Source organism: Chloroflexota bacterium (assembly GCA_016887485.1).
Classification (GTDB): Bacteria; Chloroflexota; Anaerolineae; order Anaerolineales; family Anaerolineaceae; genus Brevifilum.
This window is the reverse complement of sequence record CP069395.1, coordinates 64,172-87,294: the sequence shown is the minus strand read 5'-3', so window position 1 is coordinate 87,294 and position 23,123 is coordinate 64,172. Positions and strand designations below refer to the sequence as shown.

Here is a 23,123-nt window from a genome sequence, read left to right as displayed (position 1 = left end):
TTTTGTCCGGTAGTTAATATTTGAAATGAGTGTGATAGCCCAACAGGCCCGACATGATCTCTTCATATTGCTTGCGGGCGATATCCACAAAGTGGATTTTCTTGATGACATTATCCGCATAGGCCCGAACAAGCTCATGGCTGAGGCCCAAATTGTCGGCGACCGTTGTTGGGCAGGTACCTTGAGAAAATTGTTCTAAAATCTCCTTTTCTTTATCCGTCAGAAGGAAGGGGAATTCGGATGGTGATTGAACTTCCTGGCGACTGCGTTCCAGCAGACTGCTGGCTACGAAACTGGGCAGGTAGATTTCATCATCCAGAAGCGTTTGCAGGATCCTGGGCAGCTTTGTCAGTTCGCCGCGGTCAGGGATGATGACGTCAGCGCCGGCCCGGATTGTATCAAAGACAGTATTGCAGTCCCAGCTATTAGGGATAACCAGGATTCGGGTGCGAGGACTGACGGTTTTCAGTCGCTGGACCAGAACATTGGTTTCCTGGCAGTTCTCATTTAGGTGGATCAGTAGGAATTCAGGGGCATATTGGCTGAGGAGGGTCCGCGCGTTGATGAATGAATCGGTGATTCCCGCCAATCCAAAGGGTGTCCCGGCCAGGGCTTTGGAGGTGACATCCACCGTATCTTTCAGGTTGGAGAATATGATTAATGGGTATTTTTCGGCCATGCTGCCGCTCCGGTGAATAAGTGGGTAACAATATTTAGACAATCTTAGTATAGCTAATGGGCTGTCGGCTGACCTGCCCCCCGAGGGGTATTTTGACCAGTGCTGCAGGAGGGTATGGGTAATGAGGATGGAGGATATTTTTGTAGGTCATGGCCGTGCAAGAGACATGACGATGGATTTATGGGGCGAAAATGCGGAATGGTGACCCCTTCCCGTCTTCGGCACCCTTCCCCTCGAGAGAGGAAGGGCTGGGGATGGGGTATTATTCGAAGTTGGAATCACTCTAAGAATTAAAAACGCTCCCCGGCAAACCCGAAGAGCGTTTTTATATAATCTTCTATCGAAATTTACACTGCATCTGCGATGAAAGCATGCAAATCCTTTGACACCTTAGCCAATGACGGCAGGTGCAGGTACATCATGTGGCCCGCAGGGTAATAGGTCATCTTGATATTGGCTTGCTGCATTTCCGGCAGTGGAATGTGCTTATAGGTGTATTCCGTGGCCAGGAAGGGGGTTGCCAGGTCGTAATACCCATTGCAGACGATCACTTTCAGCCCGGGATGGAGTTGGAAGCCGCGCCGCAGGTCAGCCGCGGTGTTCACATAGTGGTTCTGATAGCTCTCATACTTCCAGGTTTCATAGAGCGATTTTAGGATCTCATAGGGCAGATCGGTCTCGTATTCCAGGTCACGCCGCAAATAGTCATACATTGTGGCGGTATAGGGGCCGAGGATGGCTGAATAACTGGGATCTACCTCATGGACCTCGCCAACCGAATCGGTATCGAAGCCTTTATAGCGGCTGTCGAGACGGCCGATGGTCAGGCCCTCATCCCGCAGCAACTCCTTGCAGAACCGGTGGATGTTGATCCGCAGATTTGTCTGTTCGAGGTAATTCTTCGAGAGCCCGGTCAGCCGGACCAGTTTCTCCACAATCTGCTGTTTTTCTTCACCTTTGAGGTCGTTGCCTTTCATTAATGCCAGGGTGTAATCTGTCATTGCAAATTCCCGAGATTCGGCAACGGCTTTTTCCAGGTCTTCCTGCAGGTCAGCCGGGAGTTTGTGATGATACCAGGCCGTGGCCGTGTAGGAGGGGAGGAACAGGATGAAAGGCAGGTCATTCCCCTCATCGAATTTGGCGGTCATAAAATTCAGTATGGAGGAGACGAACATGATCCCGTTCAGGTACATGCCGTGGCGCTGGTGCAGGTACCCGGCCAAACCAGCTGCCCGCGTGGTACCGTAACTTTCACCGATCAGGAACTTGGGCGAGGTCCAGCGTTGGTTGCGCGTGGTCCAGATTCGGATAAATTCGCCAACCGATTCGATGTCCTTGCGGACGTTATGGAATTGATCGGGTTTTTCCTTGGGGACGGGACGGCTGTAACCGGTGCTGACCGGATCAATGAAGACCAGATCGGTCACATCGAACAGGGAAAATTCGTTATCCACGAGTTTGTGGGGTGGGCCAACGGGTTCGCCTTCTTCGGTCATCAGGACCCGTTTGGGCCCAACCAGGCCCAGATGCATCCAAACGGAAGAAGACCCCGGCCCGCCATTGAACGAAAAGGTCAGGGGGCGATTGGGCTCCGGGTTTTCTTTCGTATAGGCCACATAAAAGATGCTGGCTTTTTGTTTTTCGCCCTCTTCAACGTCCTCTTCCTTGAGGATGATCGTGCCGGTGGTGACGGTGTAGTCAACCTTTTGACCGTTCAGCGTGATCGAGTGGTGGGTTTGGGCTGTGGTCTCTGCCACCGGGGTGGGGGCAGGAGCAGATTTATCATTTTCCGGGGAATTGTTCTTTTCGTCAGCCAAGGTTTCCTCCAGTTAGATCTCAGGCGGGTGATATCTAATTGTATCTCTTTTTATTCTGACCTAAATGGCATCCCAGGAGATGGCGTTGAGGTCATCCACAAGCCAGTTGGTATAACGAGCCAGTGTTGCCCGTTTTTCAGGATGTTTGGAAATGCCAATTAGCTGTAAATGAATGGGAATGTCAATTTCAGCAAGCGCTTTTTGAGATGCCAGACCACAGGCCAGGCCCTTGAAAGTGTCTTCAATCACCGTAACCCGTGCACCATCCAATGCCTCCCAGGCTGTCCGTTCTCCGTGACCTTCCAACAGGTCATTGGAGATCCGCAGGGATTCTTCCACCGTCTGCCCCAGAATCAACTGTAAAAGTCCGAGGGCATGGAGTGGATGGGGCTTAAAAAGAAGGTGATCTGCAACGTGGAGTTGGGTTTCTGCAAACCAGGCCAGGGTGCCGGAGCCCATCAGGGGCAGATCCGGCAGGCCAACAAATTGAGCGCCAATTTCGGCTTCAGGTGAGCTGAGGTAACCGGGCGGGGTCTTGCAGGGGCGGTTGGTTAGAATACCGGCCTGGTGTTCGGGCATATCAAGCCAGTCCTGCAGTTCTGCCAGCTTGGATTCAGTCATCACCTGTTTATCCTGGGTCATCAGGAAACTTTCCGCGTTGAGCCGAGGGGTCAACCCGTAATGCTGTTGAAAGACTTCGCTACCCAAAATGGTTTCCTGATAGGCCGGCAGGAGGGGAGATTTATAAATGTTGCGGGTATTGAACAGGACCAATTCGAGGTATTCCCGTTGAGCGGCGTCCAGCCAGGGATTTTCCCCGGCCAGGATCTCATAAGCTCTGGGGCCGGGATCGTCGCCAATTTCGGTGAAGCGGTCTAAAAAAGAGGAAATGTCCGGTGATTCCTCGGTGATGATAGGATTGCGGGGGGTGATTTGGTCATACCGGATGGAGCCATCCAGTTTCCAAAGGTCAATCAGCATCAGGGCGGCACAAATGGATTGGGAATCCCATTCATTGGTCACGCTCATGGCTTCGAAGCGGCCGATTTCACCTGGGGTGATCACGGCATTGGGCATCCCGAGGGCTGCGCCGATCCGCTTGACAGCGGCGATCAAGGCGGTGTGGTATCCGACTTGCTCCAATAGGACGCCATCCATATCAAAGAGAATGATGGATTTGCTCATTGGTGGCCTCCCAGTGAAAGTCGGTTGGATTTCATTATATAAAGACGATTTGCAATGTTGGCAATGATGGTGTTCATAGGCTATTTCTCTGGTCTGGCTTTCTTTGTAAAGGCAATCCAATGGATTATACGCGAATTTTTGGGCCTTGTCGCGGTCAATATAATCGAGATGTGGATACACAGGGGGAGTTCAACCTGATCTCATGCTTGATCAGTTTCTTTGGGATGAGATTTTTTCAACCGGTCATGGGCGCGGCGACATGGACGGGCTTTACCGTTTTCCAAGTCATTCTGGGCATCATGATCCTGCTGCCGGTTGGGAGGCTGATTTTTTTTGCCGGGGTTGGTTGAAATAAGTCCCTTGACGTTTTTTGTCAACGCCAAGGCTAAACTTTGCATGAAAAATAAATAATCCGGCGCGCTAACAATTCCCCTTAATTTCTGTCGTCTTTCTCTGCGCTTTGAAGTAAAGCTTGTTGGATGATCTGCTTAGCTTCGTTTCGGTCAAGTGATGGCTTCACAAGCAGCCATTCGTCAATGAACTGGCTGCGAATCTTATTGAACAGCTGCCGTTCATTAAAATTCAAGCTTTTCCAATTTGATTGGCCATTAAGGTCCCGCAGTAACCGGGCCCGTGAATCAAGGGTGCCCTCATTCCAGCGTTCATCGGATTGATTTATCCGGGATTTGTGATTCGTTTCAATTTCTATTGGTTTTTCCGCCAAGATTTCTAGCGCTTCTTTAAAATCATTCTTATTTCGTATGGGCTCAACTCGGTTGCTGTCTTCATCGCCGACTGGAAGCCAATAAGTATTCTTCTTGGTCTCGACCTCATAATAGGCCTTACGCTCGTCCCCCAATCCTTTTTTCTTGATGTCCTTTATTTCCCCGACCCCAAAATGATGGTGAATAATCCATTGGCCAATTATAAATTTACCTTTATCTTCTGGAGTCATTAATTGCCTTTCATTAATGATGGATGAAGGATATTGTAGATTGAATAAGGTTCAGCTTGTGTAGCGCCTGAACAGATACTGTTTAATTCTCTGAATTCTATTTCGTATATTTGTTATACCGGAAGACAAAACTAATAATAAGCCCCCAATAACAGAACTGGTTGTCACATTGACATAATTGGCCGAAAAAGCACTTTTGGATTGGGGTTTTAAGGAGAGAACCTGTGTATAATGAATAAAAATTCCAGACCTTGAAGGAGCGTAGATGACATCCCCAAAAATTACCGTAATTGGCAGTTACGTCGTTGGCATGACCATGCGAGCACCTCGTTTCGCAGTGGTAGGGGAGAGCCTGATCGGGACAGATTTTGATATGGGGCCGGGTGGTAAGGGCTCCAATCAAGCGATCGGTGCAGCTCGGTTAGGGGCACAGGTCAACCTGCTTGAAAAGATCGGAAAGGATGTCTTTGCCCAGGAAGCAATGAACTTCTATGCTTCAGAGGGAATAGATACGCAATATATCATTCAGGATCCGGATTCTTATACCGGCGTCGCCTTTATCACCTTGAATCCGGCAGGTGAAAACCTGATCGTGGTGGATGTTGGGGCAAATGAGGAGCTTTCACCGGAGGATGTGGATGCGTTCCAACCGGTGATCGCGGATAGCGATGTCGTGATGACCGTTTTGGAAATCAAAGCCGAAACCGCGGCCAGGGCGATGGCACTGGGAAAGGCGGCCGGCGCGATCACCATTCTGAACTGTGCACCAGCCAGACCTTTGCCTGAATCCATTTACAAGGATGTGGATGTCCTCACACCAAACGAGACTGAGTTGAAAATTTTATTGGGTTTGGCGCCGGATGAGCCTGGCAATGTCATTGATCTGGCCCGGGCAATCCAAAAACGGGGTGTGGGTTCTGTTGTGGTTACCCGTGGTGAGGCTGGTGCGTTGGTGGTGCACCCGGATGGGGAAGTGACTGAAGTGCCAGGTATTAAGGTGGATGTGGTGGATACGACCGGAGCAGGAGACGCTTTCAATGCCGCCTTAGGGACGGCGTTGGGTGAAGGCCGCAGCCTGGTAGAGGCAGCTCGTTTCGCAGTTGTGGCGGGTGGCCTTTGCTGCACAAAATTGGGTGTTATCCCAGCTTTACCCTACCGGGAAGGTGTTGAAGTTCGGCTTAAAACTTGAAAAATGGGATTATTCATAGACTGATAATTAATAATTCGCTAATTTTGGAAATAATCAAAAGATAATTTAATATTAAATATATTGGAGCTAGGTATTAAACCACGGCATGATATACTTACGATTGGAGTTGAAATAGTTTTATTTAACTGAAATAATTTACTAATATAGACATTATTAATATATTAATACGAAAAATGGAGAAGACGCCGATGCACTCTGCCAAATTTTCTAAGTCGTTTCAATTTGCCTGCTTCACGATCATTCTTGTCTTATTCTCACTGATCTTTGCCATCCAGCCCGTTCAGGCTGAGGATGGAGAAGGCGCTCCTCTCCAACAAATCGTTCAAATCCCCCCTGAAATTAATAAGAAATTTGTGCCGGTTTCCATTCCCCCGGGTGGTACATCCCGTCTGACGGTGTATATCTACAATCCCAATGATTATGCCTTGAGCAGCGTCGCCTTCACTGATGTTTTGGATAAGGTGCAAGAAGGGATCATCATTGCGGATAGTCCCCAGGCGGCTTCCACCTGTGGCGGTTCGGTCACAGCAGTAGCTGGGGGAACGACCCTCTCACTGACTGGCGGCACCGTCGGCGCGAAGGTTGGCTCTATTAATGGCTCCTGTCAGGTTTCCGTCAACGTGACTTCCTTTACGACCGGTAATCTGGATAATGAATTAGTCCCCGGCGATCTCACTGCGCAATATACTCCGCCTGAAGATGAGACGCTCTATTTTGCCAACACCAGCGGCGTGAACGAAACCCTGAATGTGGTCACATTGACCGACCCCTATGTTTATAAATATTTCGCGGATACCAGTGTTTGGCTTGGGCAGGAATCCCGAGTCACCATCAGAATCTATAACCGTGACACCAATTATGCTCTCCATCAGGTGAGCATTACCGATAACTTGCCAACTGGCCTGGTGGTTGCCGGTACGGGGAGCCCCTATACATCGAATTGCGGCTCCGAGGTGAGTTTGGTTGGTGAAGTCGGAGGAACCAGCTTCACTGTACAAAATGCAGAGATCCCTGCCAATAGTTCCTGCTATGCTTACTATTATGTTGAAGGGACAACACCAGGTTACTACATTAATAACATTCCAGCGAATGAGCTGACAACTTATGAAGGTGTGACCAATCCAAATTCTACCCAGGATGATCTGACTGTTAGAGGGGTGCAGATATCGAAATACTTCGCTGCCAGTTCGATTCTGGCGGGTGAGGATTCTTCGTTAGTGACTCTGACAATTTCGAATCCACATACACAAACCCTGACCAATGCTGGATTGGTGGATGATATGAGTACCTATGACCTGGTCTTTGTCCCGGGTACACTCTCCACAACCTGTGAAACCGGCGAAACAGCGGCTTCTTTGACACTCTCCAACAATGATCAAACCCTGACGCTCTCCTCGGGGACAATCCCGGCAGGGGTTGACAATGGCTCAACAGTCACGCTTGGAACCTGTACGATTACGGCTTCAGTAACTGCCCCGGGCAACTCCGCCGGCGGAACGATGTGGAATTCCATTCCGACGAACACACTGACGAATGATCAGAGTGTATCCAACACCAACAGTGCTTCGGACTATATTGTTGTGGACCCGCAAAGCATAGATGTCTATAAGTATTTTTCGCCCACGCGCTTTGAATTGGGCGGCCAGACTCGGGTTTCGATTCGGTTGACCAATCCCACTGCCACAGAAATTACCAACGTTAACCTAACGGATGATTTACCCTCTCCACTTACCCCAGCTGCGATCCCTGATGTCACCACAACCTGCGGCGGCACGGTCACTGTAACCGCTTCTTCAATCACTTTGACAAACGGTACCATCGGTGCGAACTCATCCTGTACATTTTCTGCCCTTGTGACAACTACGGCAGGCGGTTCAGCCGGCACATATCGGAATACCATTCCCGCTCAGGCAATCATCGGCTCGGGGATCACTAACAATAGCAGCACTTATCGTGACGTTTACGTTTATCCAGTAGGGTTGGGAGCCACCCTTTCCAAGACATTTGAAGACAGCAATCAGCCTCAGCCTACCGGAACAGCTATTCGGATACGGCTTCAGCTTAAAGCGCCTGAGGACAAGAACCTCACAGGTGTGACTCTCACGGATAACCTACCCTTCGGCATGGTTATTTCTTCGCCGATGACTTATTCACTTACAAACTGTGGTGCTGAAGCTTCAGTCACCGGGGTGGCGGGGGACAGCAGTTTCTCCCTGATTGATGGGGAGATTTCAGCCGGTGTGACCTGTTATGTGTATGTATATGTCACGGCAAATGATCCCGGCACCTATACCAATGCCATTTCACCGATCGACCTGACCAACGACCAGAATCAGACTTTCCCAAGCTCGGTCAGTGACAACATGCGTTTCTCTGACTATCTGGTTTCAAAAACCTTTGCACCCGATATCATTACCTGGGGTGGCAGAAGTGTTCTGACCATCACATTGACCAATGAGGATGAGAGGCCAATGACGGGGGTCTGGCTGCAGGATCGTCTAGCAACGATGGGGACCACTGAATTCGTAGTTGCTGATGAACCGAACGCCAGCACGACCTGTGGCGGTGCGCTTACCGCCGATCCTGGATCTTCCACAATTGTTCTCAATGGAGGTTCTATTCCGGGTCGGGTGGGTAGCGTCGATGGCTCCTGTACGATTACTGTGACGATCAAAGCCAATAGTAATGCAAATACCAGCGATAATACCATCAGTACGACCGATTCCTATGGAACGGTTTCCGGTGCTGCTTCTCCCTCCTATCCACGCTACTCAGCCACTGATCGCTTATATATTCAGGATATGAGTATTGAGATGGTCAAGAAATTTGACCCCTCTTCCGTTTCCGGTGGATCATCTTCACGGTTGACCGTTTTGTTAATCAATCCCAATGACGTACCGATCCCGGAAATCAGCTTCACGGATGTCATGCCCGCAGGGATGAAAATCACCATGCCGACCAATATTGATACCAGTACTTGTGGCGGTGAGGTTGTTATTGCGCCAGATCGCCAAAGCTTCTACTACAGCGGCGGCTACCTGGCTGCCGGGCGGCGCTGCACGATTTCCTTGAATGCGACTATCCGGGTAAACGGCAACTTGATTAATACAATTCCCGCTGGTGCGGTCTCTTCATTTATTGGTGTTTCCAATGAAGACGCAGCCAGTTCCACATTGACCAACCTGCCAGGTGTCAGTGTGCGCAAATACTTCACACCGAATCGTATCCTGGCTGAATCAGATGAATACTCGGTTCTGACGATTGAACTTACCAATACCAGTAATGCCGCTGTGCATGATCTGGGATTGGTGGATACCTTCCCGACTGGGGTTGTGATCGTTGATGCGCCATTGGATCCCCCGACCAATACCTGCGGTGGGACCTTCACGGCGAATGTCGGCGAATCGCAGGTGACCCTCAGCGGTGGATACCTCTCCGGCGTCCTTGACCCCGATGACCCGCAGCCTGAGGATTGTACAATGACCGTTGCGGTCAAAGCGGATGACAGGGCAACCTATCGCAATGTGATTCCTGAAGGTTCAATCACCTCCAGTGATGCGAATGTGACCAATCCTGATCCTGCTGAGGATACCCTCGAAGTTTACGGTACCCCTGATATGCAGATCGTGAAATCGGTAACTAGCACTGGTCCTTACAATGAGGACGATGTTATTACCTATGAATTGGAAGTCACCAACACGGGCGATATGAAACTGAACGATGTTCAGGTGACAGATGCAGGCGAAGGCGCGGTACTCGGGGCCTGTAATCCGGTTTTGGGCTCCACCCTCAATCCTGGCGATGTGATGATTTGTTCTGCAACTCACACTGTGACAGCGGCAGATATCGCAGCCGGTGAATATATCAATACTGCGAATGCCGATTCGGATCGTACCGATCCGGTGTCCGATGAAGAGACTGTCCCGCTGAGTGGCGGCCCGGCGATCAGCATTAAGAAGATCCTGACCTCGGTTGGACCTTTCGAGGTTGATGACACGATTACATTCAGTATTAAAGTCAACAATATCGGCACAGTCAATTTAAACAACGTTCTGGTGACTGAAGAGACCGCCGGTGTGGTCATTGATAGCTGCACTCCTGTCCAGGGTTCCACCCTGGCTGCGGGCGAAATGATGACCTGTGCGGCTTCTTATGTGGTCACCCAGGATGACCTTGATCTGGGCACTTTCACCAATGTTGCTTCTGCGGATGCGGATGAGGTGGAACCTGTCTCGGATGATGTCAGCCTTCAGTTGGCGCAATATCCTTCAATAGCGGTCTATAAATTTGAGACCTCCACGGGCGTTTATGCTGTGGGCGATACGGTGACATTTGATATTGTGACTCAAAACACCGGAAATATCACTTTGACGAACGTCACGGTCGATGACACCGGTACAGAGTTGCCCCTTGGGCCATGCACGCTCAATGAAGATCCGACAATTATTCCCTTGCCGGCCGAATTGGCGGTGGGCGATATCCTCTATTGCGAAGCCTATCATAGTGTGACTCAGGCGGATATTGACAATGGGGATTACACCAATACCGCTATTGTCTCCAATGACCAAACACCCCCTGAAACCGGCACCGCCGTGGTTCAGATGGTTCAAATCCCCTTGGTCGAACTGACCAAGGTGGGCGCCTTGCATCAGGATACGATTGCACCGAATGATCGGGTGGATGCAGGTGATACGATCTCCTATATTTTCACCATTACGAATACAGGTAATGTCACTCTGCATGACCTGGTGATTACTGACGAAGTCGCTGGCGTGCAGATCATTGGTGGATCCATAGCTACCCTGGCCCCCGGTGCCACCGACAGCACAACTATTACCGGGTTGTATTCCCTTTCTCAGGCAGATGTTGATGCCGGGACCTTTGAGAATAATGCGACCGTTTCCGCCAAAGACCCGAATAATGCCACGATTTCAGACAGCGATACGGATTCGAAATCCTTTACCGCTGTGCCATCCATTTCACTGACCAAGACGGGTACCCTCGTTGAAGACGAGGTATCACCGACCGATAGAACGGATGCGGGTGATAAGATCACCTATGAATTCACCGTCGAAAATACCGGCAATGTGACCCTCACAGGCGTAATGATCACTGATGATGATGCCACCATTCTGGGCGGGCCGATCGACCTAGGCCCAGGCGAGAGTGATACACTGACCTTTACAGGCAGTTATACTCTTCTCCAGGCGGATATTGATGCAGGATCGTTCACCAATGAAGCAACCGTGACCGGGACAGCACCGGATACGACAGAGGTGACAGATTTCGATACGGATACCCAAACCATTACCCGCGAGCCGGATATTGCCCTGGTTAAGTCAGGTTCGGTCAAGATGGATACCATCGCACCAACCGATCAGGCTAATGTCGGCGATTCCATTGAATACACCTTTACCGTTACTAACACAGGTAATGTGACCCTGACCAACATCTCCGTAACCGATGCCTTGGTGACGGTTGCAGGTAATCCCATCGCTTCGCTGGAACCGGGCGAATCGGACAGCACAACCATTACAGGGTCACTACCTTTGACCCAGGCCATGATCGACAGCGGTTCAGTCTATAACACCGCTAATGTATCCGGCACGACGCCAACCAATGGCACCGTGACCGATACGGACGACACGACTGTTTCAATAACCCCCGACCCATCACTAGCCCTGACCAAGACTGGCACGCTGCACGATGATGTGGTTGCTCCGAGTGGTCAGGTCAATGTGGGTGACACGATTACCTATATCTTTACGATTACCAATACCGGGAATGTGACCCTGCACGAACTCACTGTTGAGGACCTCGGTGTCACGCTGGCAAATAGCCCGGTCACCATCAATCTGGCTCCCGGGCAGGCAAATTCAACAATCACCGGGACCTACACGCTGACCCAGGCTGATATCGATTCCGGCACTTATGCCAATACTGCGCATGCCAAAGCGCTGACCACGGATGATGAGGAAGTTACCGATTCGGATACCGAGGAAATTGAACTATCGTCTGATCCCATGATCTCCCTCGAGAAGACGGGTACGATTGTGGACGATGTTGTTCTTCCTGCGGGCATGGTGAATGCCGGTGATCAGATCAGCTATCAATTCACTGTTGAAAACACCGGTAATGTGACCTTGGTCAATGTCGAGGTGACGGATGCCGATCCCGATGTAGTCCTGACGGGTTGCACCATCGGCACTCTGGAAGTAGGTGAGGTGGATAGTACCAGCTGTACGGGTGTTTATGCCGTGACCCAGGATGATATCAATGCGGGTACATTTACCAATTATGCTGATGTGATGGCGGAAGATCCTGATGAAAACCCGTTGACCGATTCCGATGAAGACACACAGGATATTCCCGAAGGTGGCTTGCTGGGTGTTGCCAAGACTGTGAGCAGTTCACCGGTTCTGATTAGTACCGGCATCTGGCAATTCACCTATGAGATCGAAATCGCCAATATGGGGAACGTTGCTCTGACAAATCTTCAGATTACGGATAATCTCTCTGCGGTCTTCCCCCTCCCGCACGTGTTCTCTGTTATTGATGTCAGCAGCACGGACTTTGATGTAAATCCGCTCTATAACGGCATTTCCGGTCCTGGTGGCGATACAAACCTATTAGCCAGCGGCCTAAACGGCCTCGATGTCGGCGAAAGCGGCACCCTGACAGTAACGGTTGAGTTGGTGCCTGTGAATGCAGGCCCGTTCCTGAATTCTGCTGTTGGAACCGGTGAAACCCAAAGAGGCACTTCAGTCACCGACGATTCACAAAATGGGGTCGATCCTGATCCGGATGCAGATTATGATCCAACGAACAATGATGTCCCAACGCCATTAGAATTTGATGGAAACCTCTTTAACCCGCCTAAGGGTATCAAGACCTATAATAATGCCGGTCAGCCCAAGCTGGGATGGTCCATTGTTTGGATCAACGATTCAAACATCGTCCCGATTCAAACCCGGATGAGTGACCCGATTCCCTCCGGCTCAACTTTCCTCAATGACGGCGTTTCAAGTGGCTATGATTTACCGACAGGTGATCTGCCGGAGGGCAGTACGGCCAGTGGCGTCTCTTGTACGGCTGATCCCTTGTCCGTTCTGACCACCACAACCTATTGTTATTATGAAGGACCGACTTTGGAATATCCACGCGGCCGGATTATTTGGGAAGGAACTTTGGGGCCAGACCTGGGCGCTTCAAATGCTGAACAAGCTATCAATGAAATGGTTATTGATTATGCCGTCAGGGTTAGTGCAAATGCTGGTTCTGTCCGAAATAACGCTGTCCTCGGTGTTGACCTGGATGGTGACGGGGGCATAACTGCTGTTGAGGAAGAAACTGTGACAGTTTCTAGGACTTGGACTGCTGAGGAACTGCCTCAGACTGGTTTTGCACCCGGTTATTTGACCATCATGCCCAGCCAGCCAGACTCATTAGCCTACAGCACGACCGGTATGGCCATTCAAATTTCAAAATTGGGCGTCAGCACCTATGTGACGACTGTCCCATTCCGTGATGGCGCCTGGGATGTGACCTGGTTGGGCAATCAGGTAGGTTATCTGGAAGGTTCCGCCTATCCAACCTGGTCCGGTAATACCGTCCTGACCGCCCATAACACCACCGCCTATAATGAACCGGGTCTTTTTGCTGATCTGGGAGACCTTTCCTACGGTGATCAAATTGTAATCCAGGCCTACGGTCAAACCTATGTCTACGAAGTGCGAGAGAGTCTTGTGGTCAGTCAGTCGAACCTGGCTGCCGCCTTCAAGGAGCAGCGTCTGGATTGGGTGACTCTGATGACCTGTACGGACTTCAGCCCGGCCAAGGGTGAGTACATCAACCGCCTGCTGGTGCGAGCGGTGCTGGTCTCGGTTGGCCCGCAGTAGTTACTAAATAAATCTCTTAATAAAATCCCGAACTTGTAAAGTTCGGGATTTTTTATTTCAATATTCAACAGTATCAAAGAAAGGGCAGTTCAGCCTTAAAGGTTATACAAAAATTTTAATAATGGTACGGAATTCGGTATGATATAGAAAAGAAATTAAAAATCAAATGGAGAATTTATTATGTCAGAACAAACCAATGAAAAAATGGATAAAAAACTGAAAGGTTTACGTCGTTTCAACTTGATTATGGGCTTTTTGCACCTGGTGCAGGGCGTTTTCATGTTCCTGATCAGCAATGACACGACCTATCCGATCTATTCCAACTTTCTCACCTTCAATACCAGCACCTTTTCCTTGAACCCCGATCCGCAGTTGTTCTACGAGGTGCCTTTTGGGCCGGCAGTGGCCTTATTCCTGCTGCTCTCAGCAGTGGCGCACTTCTCTTTGGCGACCTTTGGCTATCAGTGGTATGTCCGCAACCTGAAGATGGGTATGAATCCCGTACGCTTCTATGAATATGCGTTGAGTTCATCCCTGATGATCGTGCTCATAGGCTTACTGGTTGGCATTTGGGACCTGGGCGCGGTGATCTTGATCTTTGCTGTGAATGCCACCATGAACTTGTTTGGTATCATGATGGAATTCCACAACCAATATACCAAAAAGACCAACTGGACTTCGTTCATCTTTGGCAGCTTGGCCGGCATCGTCCCCTGGGTGGTGATCTTGATCTACTTCTTGAGTGCGGTCAATTCTGCTGGAGCCAAGCCCCCGGCCTTCGTCTATGCCATCATTCCAACCATCTTCGTGTTCTTCAACATTTTTGCAGTCAATATGGTGCTGCAATATAAGAAGGTGGGCCCGTGGAAGGATTACCTCTTTGGCGAAAAGGTCTATATTATCCTCAGCCTGGCCGCCAAGACCACTTTAGCCTGGATGATCTTCACCGGCACCCTGGCACCGGTCTAAAAACGGTTTTGATTAATCAAAATAATCCCCGGTTTAGTTGTGTCCGGGGATTTTCTGTTTAATTACTCTCAAAACCTATTTCGCATGGAAGAACACCCGCATTTTCGATGACCCTCGGTTGGCCCAGGCAAAATAGGGGATCAGGCGGATGGTATTGCCTTCGAGGTCTTTTCCCACCAGCGAGGGGATGCCGGGAACTCCGGAAGTTGGTTGGGGATAGAAAGAATGAATATCCAGAGTGATCTGATCCAGGTCAAGCTCACAATTATCTAAATCCTCAGCGCAGTAAACCACAGGCCCCAGGCTCAGGGCGGTGTTCTGTGTTCCCAAACCCACCCGTGGGTCCACCTGGTGGGCCACAACGGACTGGTGAAATTGGAGGGAGATCTGGTCACCGACTTTGAATGGACCGGGCAGGGTGACATAACGACCATCGAAAGGTGAGTAGCCACCGGCAGTGTTGACGGGCTCGCTGGGCGTCCTAGGTACATCAACCGGGGTGCGATTATGTCGAATATCGACACCCTCCGCCCACCCGGGAAGGCGTAATCGGAGGGCGGTATTCGCTTGGCTCGCGAGGATGGACAGTGTGACCGATGGCTCAAAGGGCAGCCTGCTTTCCACATGAATTTGCAAAGGTGAGGGGGTGTTGCTCTCCATCCGGCTGGTGATGTATTGGTGAATTGTTAAGGTGGTTTCATCAAAAGAATAGAGATATCCGCCAAGGGCAGCCAAGACCCTGGAGATATTCGAGGGACAGCAGGGAATTCGGAACCAGGGTTCGCGCGTCAGGCTGCCATCCGCGGCCAGGGGGTTGTTATACAGGTAGCATTGCCCGTTTTGCCCGACGCCAACCAGAGCGGCATTATAAAGCTGCCATTCAAACAGGTCCGCATAACAGGCTTTCCCGGTGGCGGTCAGCAGTTCCCAATCCCAAAATAAACTGGCCAGGGTCGCACAAGTTTCGGCATAAGCCAGTTTAGGGTCCAGTTCGAAATCCTTGCCAAAGCCTTCCAACACCGGCAGTGACCCCAATCCACCGGTGATGTACATCCGGCGGGTGACCATCTCCTGCCAGAGGGCTTCTTGGGGGGCAAAATCCGCTTTTTCGTGATTGCCAATTCGCAGGCGGCGGGTTTCTGCTGCCATGGTGTAACCAAAACGCACCGAATGCCCCACGGCTTCCTTTTGGTCTGCAATGGGCTGATGGGTCTGGAAGTATTTTCCACTGAGTGCGCTGCCCATGAAACGCAGGTTGATCCCGAGTGAGGCTGGGGCTTCATTCATTGGCGGAAGATTGAAAGGTGTCAGCTCAGGATGGGCGGTTTGGTGGGCTTTTTCCCGCTTTGTCACCGATTTTCCGCGCTTCCCCGAGCGGATTGTGGTATCCAGCAGCCGCCAGCCATGCCCGTGGACTCGACCGCGCCGGTCGAGGAACTGGCTGGCCATCTCAAAGTAGCGTTCCTCGTTTGTTCTTTCGTATAGGCTAAGGAGGGCCAGTTCGATTTCCTGATGGCCAGGCTGACGGTGGGCAGGCTGATCCAGAAAAGCGTCGCATATCAGGTCCGCGGCTTTGGTGGCAACGGGGAGCAGCGATTCTTCGGGGAAAGCTGTGTCATGGGAGAGGCAGGCCTCGATCAGGTGCCCATGGCAATAGAGTTCATGTTCAATCTGCAGGGCAATCCACCGCTCCTCGGGGAAGAGTATCTGATTATAAGTAAAAAGGTAGCCATCCGGTTCCTGAGCCTGGCGAATCAATGAGGCAAACTGATCAATGCGACCCTCGAGGGCAGGGGAGGGTCGGTGGACGCTGATCCGGCAGGCAGCATCCAGCCATTTGTAGACATCTGAATCGGAGAAGAAGAACCCTGTGCGGAAGTGTTCGCTTAGTCCGGCAGCGATGCGAAAATTTTCGATCGATCCGGATTTTTTCAACTCATCCCACTGGTGAAAGATGGCGGTATCTGAATTTAATTTCAGGATTTGATCCCAAAATCCGCCGGTGATGGATATGTTGGAAAAATGGAAAGTCTCAGCCATAGGGTTCCCTCCAAGAAATTGGTCTGCCCTCCATTATAGCAAGCCTTGCTCAGAAGATGGCGGGTAACATGCGAAACCATTTTGGGACTGCTCCCCAGTAAACTTAGGGCATGAGAAAAGCGCGGCTCCACGGATGGCAGGGCCTCCTGCTGGTCATAATCTTCTTGTCAGGTTGTGCACCCTGGGAACACCACCAACAAACCCAGGTTGCCCTGCAACAAACCGAGACAGCGGCCGCCTGGACCGTCACGCCCACGGTCACGGCGACAAGCACGCCTACCATCACCCCCAGCCCGACGGCCACATTCACGCCGACCATCACGCTGACGCCTACCATTACCAGTACCCCAACGATTACCCCGAGCCCAACCTATGACTTCCCGGATGTGGTCGTCAGTGTGGCCGCGGCGCACTGCCGTTATGGCCCATCCAAAGCCTATTTACATGCCGCTGATCTCTATGAGGGCGATCGCGGGATTGTGGATGGCCGCTGGCCATATAGCAATTGGCTGTATGTTAAATTCGATAAACTGAGCTATCACTGTTGGGTTTCACCCTCAGTGGTGGAGGTGACTGGCGATCTCTCTCCCTTATTCTATGTTGACCTGCATCTGGAGCGGGTAGGTTCCAATATGTATGGACCGCCCAAATATGTGCGGGCCTCGCGCAAGGGGGATCAGGTGACGATCAGCTGGAGTAAGGTCTGGATGACCGAAGACGACGATCGCGGATACCTGATTGAAGCCTGGGTATGCCAGAATGGGGCTTATCTCTGGTGGACGGCTGGCTTCCCGGATCAATACACCACCAGTTACACCGTCACGGACGACAACACCTGCAGCATGCCCTCCTCAGGCAAGCTTTATACGGTTGAAAAACATGGCTTCTCAGAGCCAGTGATCATTCCCTGGCCGGAGTATTAGGACTTAAAATTAATAAAAATACGAAATATTTAAATTTCTAGTTGGTGGATTTACCAAACAACTCTCCCTTGCTGTAATTCAATCCTCATAAGAGACCAGTTTCATATACCGCCGCAGAGGGAATTCACCATCGTGGGGCATGCCGCAGTAACTTGTGGACATGCGATCGCCTGTGGTGATCCGGACGATACCCGTTTGGGCCAAAAGGGCTTCCAACGCAGCCTTTTGTTCCGGTGGGCAAACCAGGGCGACTGTTTGCAGGTGGTTTTTGTACTTCAATAATTCTGCCAGCAGTTTACTTTTCGGCAGCGGCTTGACCCAGCAGTTGCGGAACATATAGGATGGGTGCAGGGTCGGGTCTTCATAAGCGATCACGCTGCTATTCTCACCTCGAAACACTTTCTTCTTTGACCGAGGCGCTTCAAGCTCTTCCGTATGGAGTTCAAGCGCCTTCTGCGCCGTCAGGAAAGGGTCTTCCGGCTGGGGCATACTCGCCGCCTTGGCATCCAGAATTTGCAGGAAGTGCTCCGCGAAGGCAGTAACGTCCTCGTAATTGTCCGAGTCTATATAAATCCCCTGGCAGGCATTGCATAAAAGCTGGTTGGTGTCGCAGATATTAAAAGCGATGCCCTCCAACTCGGTATCCGGGATATCTGACCCGGAGATATAGGCAAAGCTGATCTTGTGGCCCCATTCGATGATCCGGGTGTCCGGTTTGGCCATCTGCCGTACGGCACTGACGGCTGCGTCACCGCCCCAGACCACGATGGCATCCGCACAGGCGGCCATACTTTCCATCGCCGCCAGGTCGGTTGAGGGCGTGTCGAATACGAAGACATAATTGGCGATCTCGGGATAGGCGCTGATGAGTTGCTGCAGGAGCAGGATTGAGAGCCCATTATCGCTTCCCGGGAGCTTGAGGATATTGACATTGCCGGTCAACAGCCCTTCCAGAACACTGAACACCGGCAGGGCGTCCATGTTGCCGGCGGCGATGTGGAAGAGCGTGCCCAAGGGATGCCAGGCTTGCCGAACGGTTCGGTCGTGACCGTAGGGCGTGAAGGGGGTGTCATAAGGTGACCCAAATTCAGCCTTCAACCGGTTCTCAAGATACCCTCGTGAGAGCATCAATTTAACAGTGGATAGTTCCCGCTTAGCCTTTTCTTCGGACATCCCCAGGCTGACCATCAAGCTCAGGTGTTCCTCCGGGTTCAGCATTTGCGAGAGGGTGTCACAAGCCTTAATCACGCGGGGGATAGAGAGAGGGGCTCCCAGGTGAGTTTCAAGAATCAGTTTAGGAAGCTTGTTTAGTTGTGACTTGCTTTCTTCATCCGATATGATTCGGCCAGAAATCAGGTTCATTTCGTTTTCCCTCCCAGGAGTGAGGCGGCATCGGTCGTACAGGTGCGGATTTGGCTCACGCCAGCCCGGCCATGCAGGTCAAAATAGGGGGTCTTGTTCCCACAGCCGCAGCGCTCACCATCATGCAGGATCGCCAGGTCATCCGTTACCACGCTGGCAATGGGCATGCTCAGGACCAGGGGAGAGACGAAGCTCAACAGTCCAAGCTGGCCGTTTGGGACAGGCTGTAAAGTTTGCACATCACGAATGATCACCCGGCTGTAGATCGGCACGTGGAAATGCCCGTTCATGCACTTGCAATAGGGCAGGGGATGTTCCACCGCGCTGAAGAACTCGTAACAATGGTCCTTTTCTATCCCCAGGGTCTCATGGATGAGTGCATAAAAGCTTTCCCGGTCAATTTCTTCATTCGAAAATTGTTTCCACCCGCCGCCCAACAGGATCTTGGAGTGGCGGTTGAGCTTGAGTTGGATCTTACTCTCTTTGAGGTGGTTAGCCAGGAAGTACATATGGGAGGGAAAGCCCACGAAGCGGACCGGCAGTCCCTGTCTGACATAGCGGTGAAGGGCCTGCTGCAGTCCTTCAATATTCAACTCATACCCCGTACCGGTATCCCGCAGGGCATAAGCCCGATGGAGAGCAGGGGCGAACTTCGTGGTGTGATAGGCAGTCTTGATTGCGCCCATCTGCGTGTGGTCGCTGGGTTCATAGCCCAGGATGATGTAATTGGTTGGCCTCAGTGAGAGGATGTGATGGTAGGAGAAGAAGCGGATCATCATCAGGATGCCGCTGAACAGTGACTTGCGGTCAAAACCGACCTGGCTTTGGGTGCCTTTGGTCCCGGAAGAGGTGGCCTTGATGACCAGTTTATCCTCGGGCATTGAGAAAAGCCGGTTGCGCTTGAAGTAGAGCGTGGGGATGACCGGGAGTCGAGCGAGATCCTCTTCGGCGACGATGTCATCCGGCTGAAATCCAGCTTCATCCAGCATCTTGCTATAGGCGGAGCAGTGCTCACGCTGAAAACGAATGTTATCCCGCATCAGGCGCAGGAATGCCCCCCGTGATTTTTTGAGGTCATATGGGTTTCGCTGTCCGAAGAGTTTCAAGCGATCATTCATGGCAGAGAACTGTTCCTGTGTGATGGGTGGGTGAAAAAATGTTGCTTTTATTGTATGGCAGGTGCGATAATCGTGCCAGTGCTGGGCTGAAATTCCGTTATACTTTCCCTATGACCACACTCGCCGGCACTGTTGAACGCATTACCTACACCAACGCAGAGAACGGTTACACTGTGCTGCGTCTGCGGCCGGTATTGGAGCCCGGCGAGAGCCTGCCGGGGATCCGGTTGGATGGGCTGGTTACTGTAGTCGGTAACCTGCCGGACGTGGCTGCAGGAGAGCAGCTCAGGCTGGAAGGGGACTTCACCAGCCATCCCAAACATGGCCTGCAATTCAAAGCCTCTCATTTGGAAAAATTGAAACCTGTCACGCTCGAAGGTATCGAGCGCTATCTTGGTTCGGGGATGATCAAGGGGATTGGCCCGGAGATGGCCCACCGGATTGTGCAGTATTTCAAGACCGAAACCCTAGAAGTGATCGAAAAGGATTCCTGGCGGCTGCGGGAGGTGCCCGGAATTGGCCCTGACCGGATGGAAAAGATCATCACAGCCTGGGAAGCGCAGAAACAGGTCAACGCGATCATGATCTTCCTGCATAGTCATAAAATCACCACCAACCTTGCGGTCAAAATATTCAAAACCTATGGCAATGATGCGCTGGCCGTGCTGCGAGAAAATCCCTACCGGCTGGAGCAGGATATTTATGGCGTTGGCTTCAAAACGGCTGACCGGATTGCCCGTGACTTGGGGCTGCCGGCGGATCACCCCTCGCGGATTGAAGCCGGCATTGCCTATGTGTTGGAACAAAGCCAATCCGACGGGCATGTTTTCCTGCCGGAAGCGCTGCTGCAGGAAAAGGCGACTGACCTGCTAGGGGTGGATTCGGGGCTGTTCTATGGCGGCGTGGAACGCCTGATCAATGAGGAGCGCATCCAGCGCGAACCGGTGGTGCTGAAGGAGGGTGAATCGGATGCTGAAACGGTGGATGCGATCTACCTGCGGGCTTTCCTGAAAGCGGAGAAGGGTGTGGCGGCTCGCTTAAGAGCCCTGCTGGCTGTGCCGGTGCCTACTCGCCAGGGGCAATTCAACCTGGCATCCGACACGCTTTCAGAAGAGCAGCTCACCGCGCTGGAGCACACCCTACAAAGCCCGGTCAGCGTACTCACCGGCGGTCCCGGCACCGGCAAGACCACCTGCATGCGGGCTCTGATCGAATTGCTGGAAGGTTGGGGGGTGCGTTATGCGCTGGCCTCACCAACGGGACGGGCTGCCAAACGGCTGACCGAGACGACCGGCCGGCCTGCCAGCACGATCCATCGGCTGTTGGGTTATTCCCCGGAAGGCGGTTTCCGCCATTACGAGAAAAATCCATTGGCAATTGAATTTCTGGTGGTCGATGAGGCTTCCATGCTGGACCTGTTGCTCACGCACCAACTACTGCGCGCGCTCAAGCCCGGCACTCAGGTGCTGCTGGTTGGGGATGTGGACCAGCTGCCCTCCGTGGGGGCGGGGGATGTGTTGCGGGATATTATTCGTTCAGGGGTAGTACCGGTCTCACGGCTGCGGACGATCTATCGCCAGGCGGGGGATTCGGCCATCATCACCAATGCCCATCGCATTAATCAGGGCCAGATGCCTGAATTCTCAGGCTCTGAGCTGGGCGATTTCTTCCTCTTCCCGGCGGATTCGGCGGATAAGGCAGCGGAATGGGTGGTGGACCTGGTCGCACATCGGGTTCCAACCACCTTTGATCTGAACGCGATGACGGATGTACAGGTGTTATCACCGATGTATCGGGGTGCGGCTGGGGTAGACGCGCTCAATCAAAAGTTGCAGGCCACACTCAACCCGCCCGCAAAGGACAAGATCGAGCAGAAGCTGGCCGGTGGGACCTTCCGTGTAGGGGATAAGGTAATGCAGATCCGAAATAATTATGATAAGGATGTGTATAACGGGGACATTGGCCTGTTGACGAGCATCAACCGGATTGATCATACCCTGACTGTGCGGATGGACGAGATGCGCGAGGTGGTATATGATTTCACGGAAGCGGATGAGCTGGTGTTGGCTTATGCCGTCTCTGTGCATAAGGCCCAGGGCTCCGAATTCCCCGCGGTCGTGATGCCGGTGCTGACCCAGCATTATGTGATGCTCCAGCGCAATTTACTCTATACGGGGGTGACCCGGGCTGCACAAAGGTGCGTCTTGGTGGGTAACACGAAAGCGATTGGTATAGCTATTCGGCAGAACAAAGTTTCAGAACGTTATTCCGGGCTAAGATTTCGACTTAAGCAGGCCGGAATCTGAAGAATAGTACAGAGTTACAACCCACAAACACATTCCCCAACCCTTTCTCCAAATACCGCGCGTTTATTTCAGAATTTTGTATTATTAGATTATCCATCTAATGTTATACTCATAATAGGTATCGGATTTGAAAATTAATTATGCTATAGTGAATTAGTTCTCAGTTTTATGACATTTGAATCATGTGACCCCTTTGACCCTAAGGAGATGTGTGATGAAAAAGTTATTCGGCTCAAAAGAAGATCCAAAAGATATCAAAGCTACCATGATGAAACTGAAAAAGAATAAGGATGTCAAAGGGCTGATTAAGATGTTGTCACATCAGGATATGGCCATTCGCTTGATGGCGGTTGCAGATTTGGGGGAGATAGGTGATGAACGGGCGATTAAACCACTCCAAAAGGTATTGAGTGACCGTGATAGCACTGTAAGAAATTCTGCGGTTTTGCAACTAATGGGTTTTGGCCTTCCCTTAGAGTCACTAATTGCACCTTTCTCGGATAGGGAAAAGCTTCAATGCCTTTATTTCCTGAAGAACATGGATGAGATCAAAAAGAATAAAGAGGCAGAAGGCAAAATTGAGAATTTACTGAAGGATTATGGCTAGGTAATAACCTCAATCGACAATTTTATATTTCGGGGGAACTATGGAGGATTGAAA

The 23,123-nt window shown here is 51.3% G+C and carries 14 protein-coding genes; 7 read left to right on the top strand and 7 right to left on the bottom strand.

What is annotated here, in order from left to right; all coding sequences use genetic code 11:
- Positions 1 to 13: 13 nt before the first annotated feature.
- From JR338_12705 to JR338_12695, 3 genes are all read right to left on the bottom strand, one after another.
- Complete coding sequence (locus JR338_12705) at positions 14 to 679, bottom strand: response regulator transcription factor (GenBank protein QRN84588.1); 666 nt, start codon at positions 677 to 679, stop codon at positions 14 to 16.
- A 347-nt stretch (positions 680 to 1,026) separates the two neighbouring features.
- Positions 1,027 to 2,496, bottom strand: a complete 1,470-nt coding sequence (locus tag JR338_12700; GenBank protein QRN84587.1) for a peptidase S10 — start codon at positions 2,494 to 2,496, stop codon at positions 1,027 to 1,029.
- Positions 2,497 to 2,556: 60 nt separating this feature from the next.
- Positions 2,557 to 3,681: a hypothetical protein gene (locus JR338_12695; GenBank protein ID QRN84586.1), complete on the bottom strand. Its 1,125-nt coding sequence runs from the start codon at positions 3,679 to 3,681 to the stop codon at positions 2,557 to 2,559.
- Positions 3,682 to 3,800: 119 nt separating this feature from the next.
- On the opposite strand from JR338_12695, the gene JR338_12690 reads away from it, so the two are divergent.
- The gene (locus JR338_12690; protein ID QRN84585.1) at positions 3,801 to 4,031 is read left to right on the top strand and encodes a hypothetical protein; all 231 of its coding nucleotides are present in this window, start codon (positions 3,801 to 3,803) and stop codon (positions 4,029 to 4,031) included.
- An 83-nt stretch (positions 4,032 to 4,114) separates the two neighbouring features.
- Here the strand turns inward: JR338_12690 and JR338_12685 are convergent, their stop codons facing one another.
- The gene (locus tag JR338_12685; GenBank protein QRN84584.1) at positions 4,115 to 4,636 is read right to left on the bottom strand and encodes a hypothetical protein; all 522 of its coding nucleotides are present in this window, start codon (positions 4,634 to 4,636) and stop codon (positions 4,115 to 4,117) included.
- A gap of 265 nt (positions 4,637 to 4,901) precedes the next feature.
- Between JR338_12685 and JR338_12680 the strand changes: the two genes are divergently transcribed.
- From JR338_12680 to heR, 3 genes are all read left to right on the top strand, one after another.
- Positions 4,902 to 5,825, top strand: a complete 924-nt coding sequence (locus JR338_12680; GenBank protein ID QRN84583.1) for a ribokinase — start codon at positions 4,902 to 4,904, stop codon at positions 5,823 to 5,825.
- Between the two features lie 209 nt (positions 5,826 to 6,034).
- Positions 6,035 to 13,744 carry a DUF11 domain-containing protein gene (locus JR338_12675; protein ID QRN84582.1) on the top strand — a complete coding sequence of 2,570 codons (7,710 nt, stop codon included), beginning with the start codon at positions 6,035 to 6,037 and terminating at the stop codon, positions 13,742 to 13,744.
- 204 nt (positions 13,745 to 13,948) lie between these two features.
- Positions 13,949 to 14,713, top strand: a complete 765-nt coding sequence (gene heR, locus JR338_12670; protein ID QRN84594.1) for a heliorhodopsin HeR — start codon at positions 13,949 to 13,951, stop codon at positions 14,711 to 14,713.
- Positions 14,714 to 14,788: 75 nt separating this feature from the next.
- Here heR and JR338_12665 read toward each other — a convergent pair whose 3' ends face one another.
- The gene (locus tag JR338_12665) at positions 14,789 to 16,753 is read right to left on the bottom strand and encodes a glycoside hydrolase family 127 protein (protein QRN84581.1); all 1,965 of its coding nucleotides are present in this window, start codon (positions 16,751 to 16,753) and stop codon (positions 14,789 to 14,791) included.
- A gap of 110 nt (positions 16,754 to 16,863) precedes the next feature.
- Here JR338_12665 and JR338_12660 point away from each other — a divergent pair, with 110 nt between their 5' ends.
- Positions 16,864 to 17,676 (top strand): hypothetical protein, encoded by an 813-nt coding sequence (locus JR338_12660; GenBank protein QRN84580.1) that lies wholly within the window; start codon positions 16,864 to 16,866, stop codon positions 17,674 to 17,676.
- Positions 17,677 to 17,754: 78 nt separating this feature from the next.
- Here the strand turns inward: JR338_12660 and JR338_12655 are convergent, their stop codons facing one another.
- Both JR338_12655 and JR338_12650 read right to left on the bottom strand, forming a co-directional pair.
- Positions 17,755 to 19,038 (bottom strand): acyl-CoA reductase, encoded by a 1,284-nt coding sequence (locus JR338_12655; protein ID QRN84579.1) that lies wholly within the window; start codon positions 19,036 to 19,038, stop codon positions 17,755 to 17,757.
- Entirely contained in the window at positions 19,035 to 20,156 is a 1,122-nt protein-coding gene (locus tag JR338_12650; GenBank protein QRN84578.1) for an acyl-protein synthetase, read from the bottom strand. The genes JR338_12655 and JR338_12650 overlap by 4 nt, the downstream gene beginning before the upstream one ends.
- Before the next feature lie 110 nt (positions 20,157 to 20,266).
- On the opposite strand from JR338_12650, the gene JR338_12645 reads away from it, so the two are divergent.
- Together JR338_12645 and JR338_12640 are read left to right on the top strand one after the other, a co-directional pair.
- Complete coding sequence (locus JR338_12645) at positions 20,267 to 22,462, top strand: ATP-dependent RecD-like DNA helicase (protein ID QRN84577.1); 2,196 nt, start codon at positions 20,267 to 20,269, stop codon at positions 22,460 to 22,462.
- A gap of 214 nt (positions 22,463 to 22,676) precedes the next feature.
- The gene (locus JR338_12640) at positions 22,677 to 23,069 is read left to right on the top strand and encodes a HEAT repeat domain-containing protein (GenBank protein QRN84576.1); all 393 of its coding nucleotides are present in this window, start codon (positions 22,677 to 22,679) and stop codon (positions 23,067 to 23,069) included.
- The last annotated feature ends 54 nt before the right edge of the window (positions 23,070 to 23,123 follow it).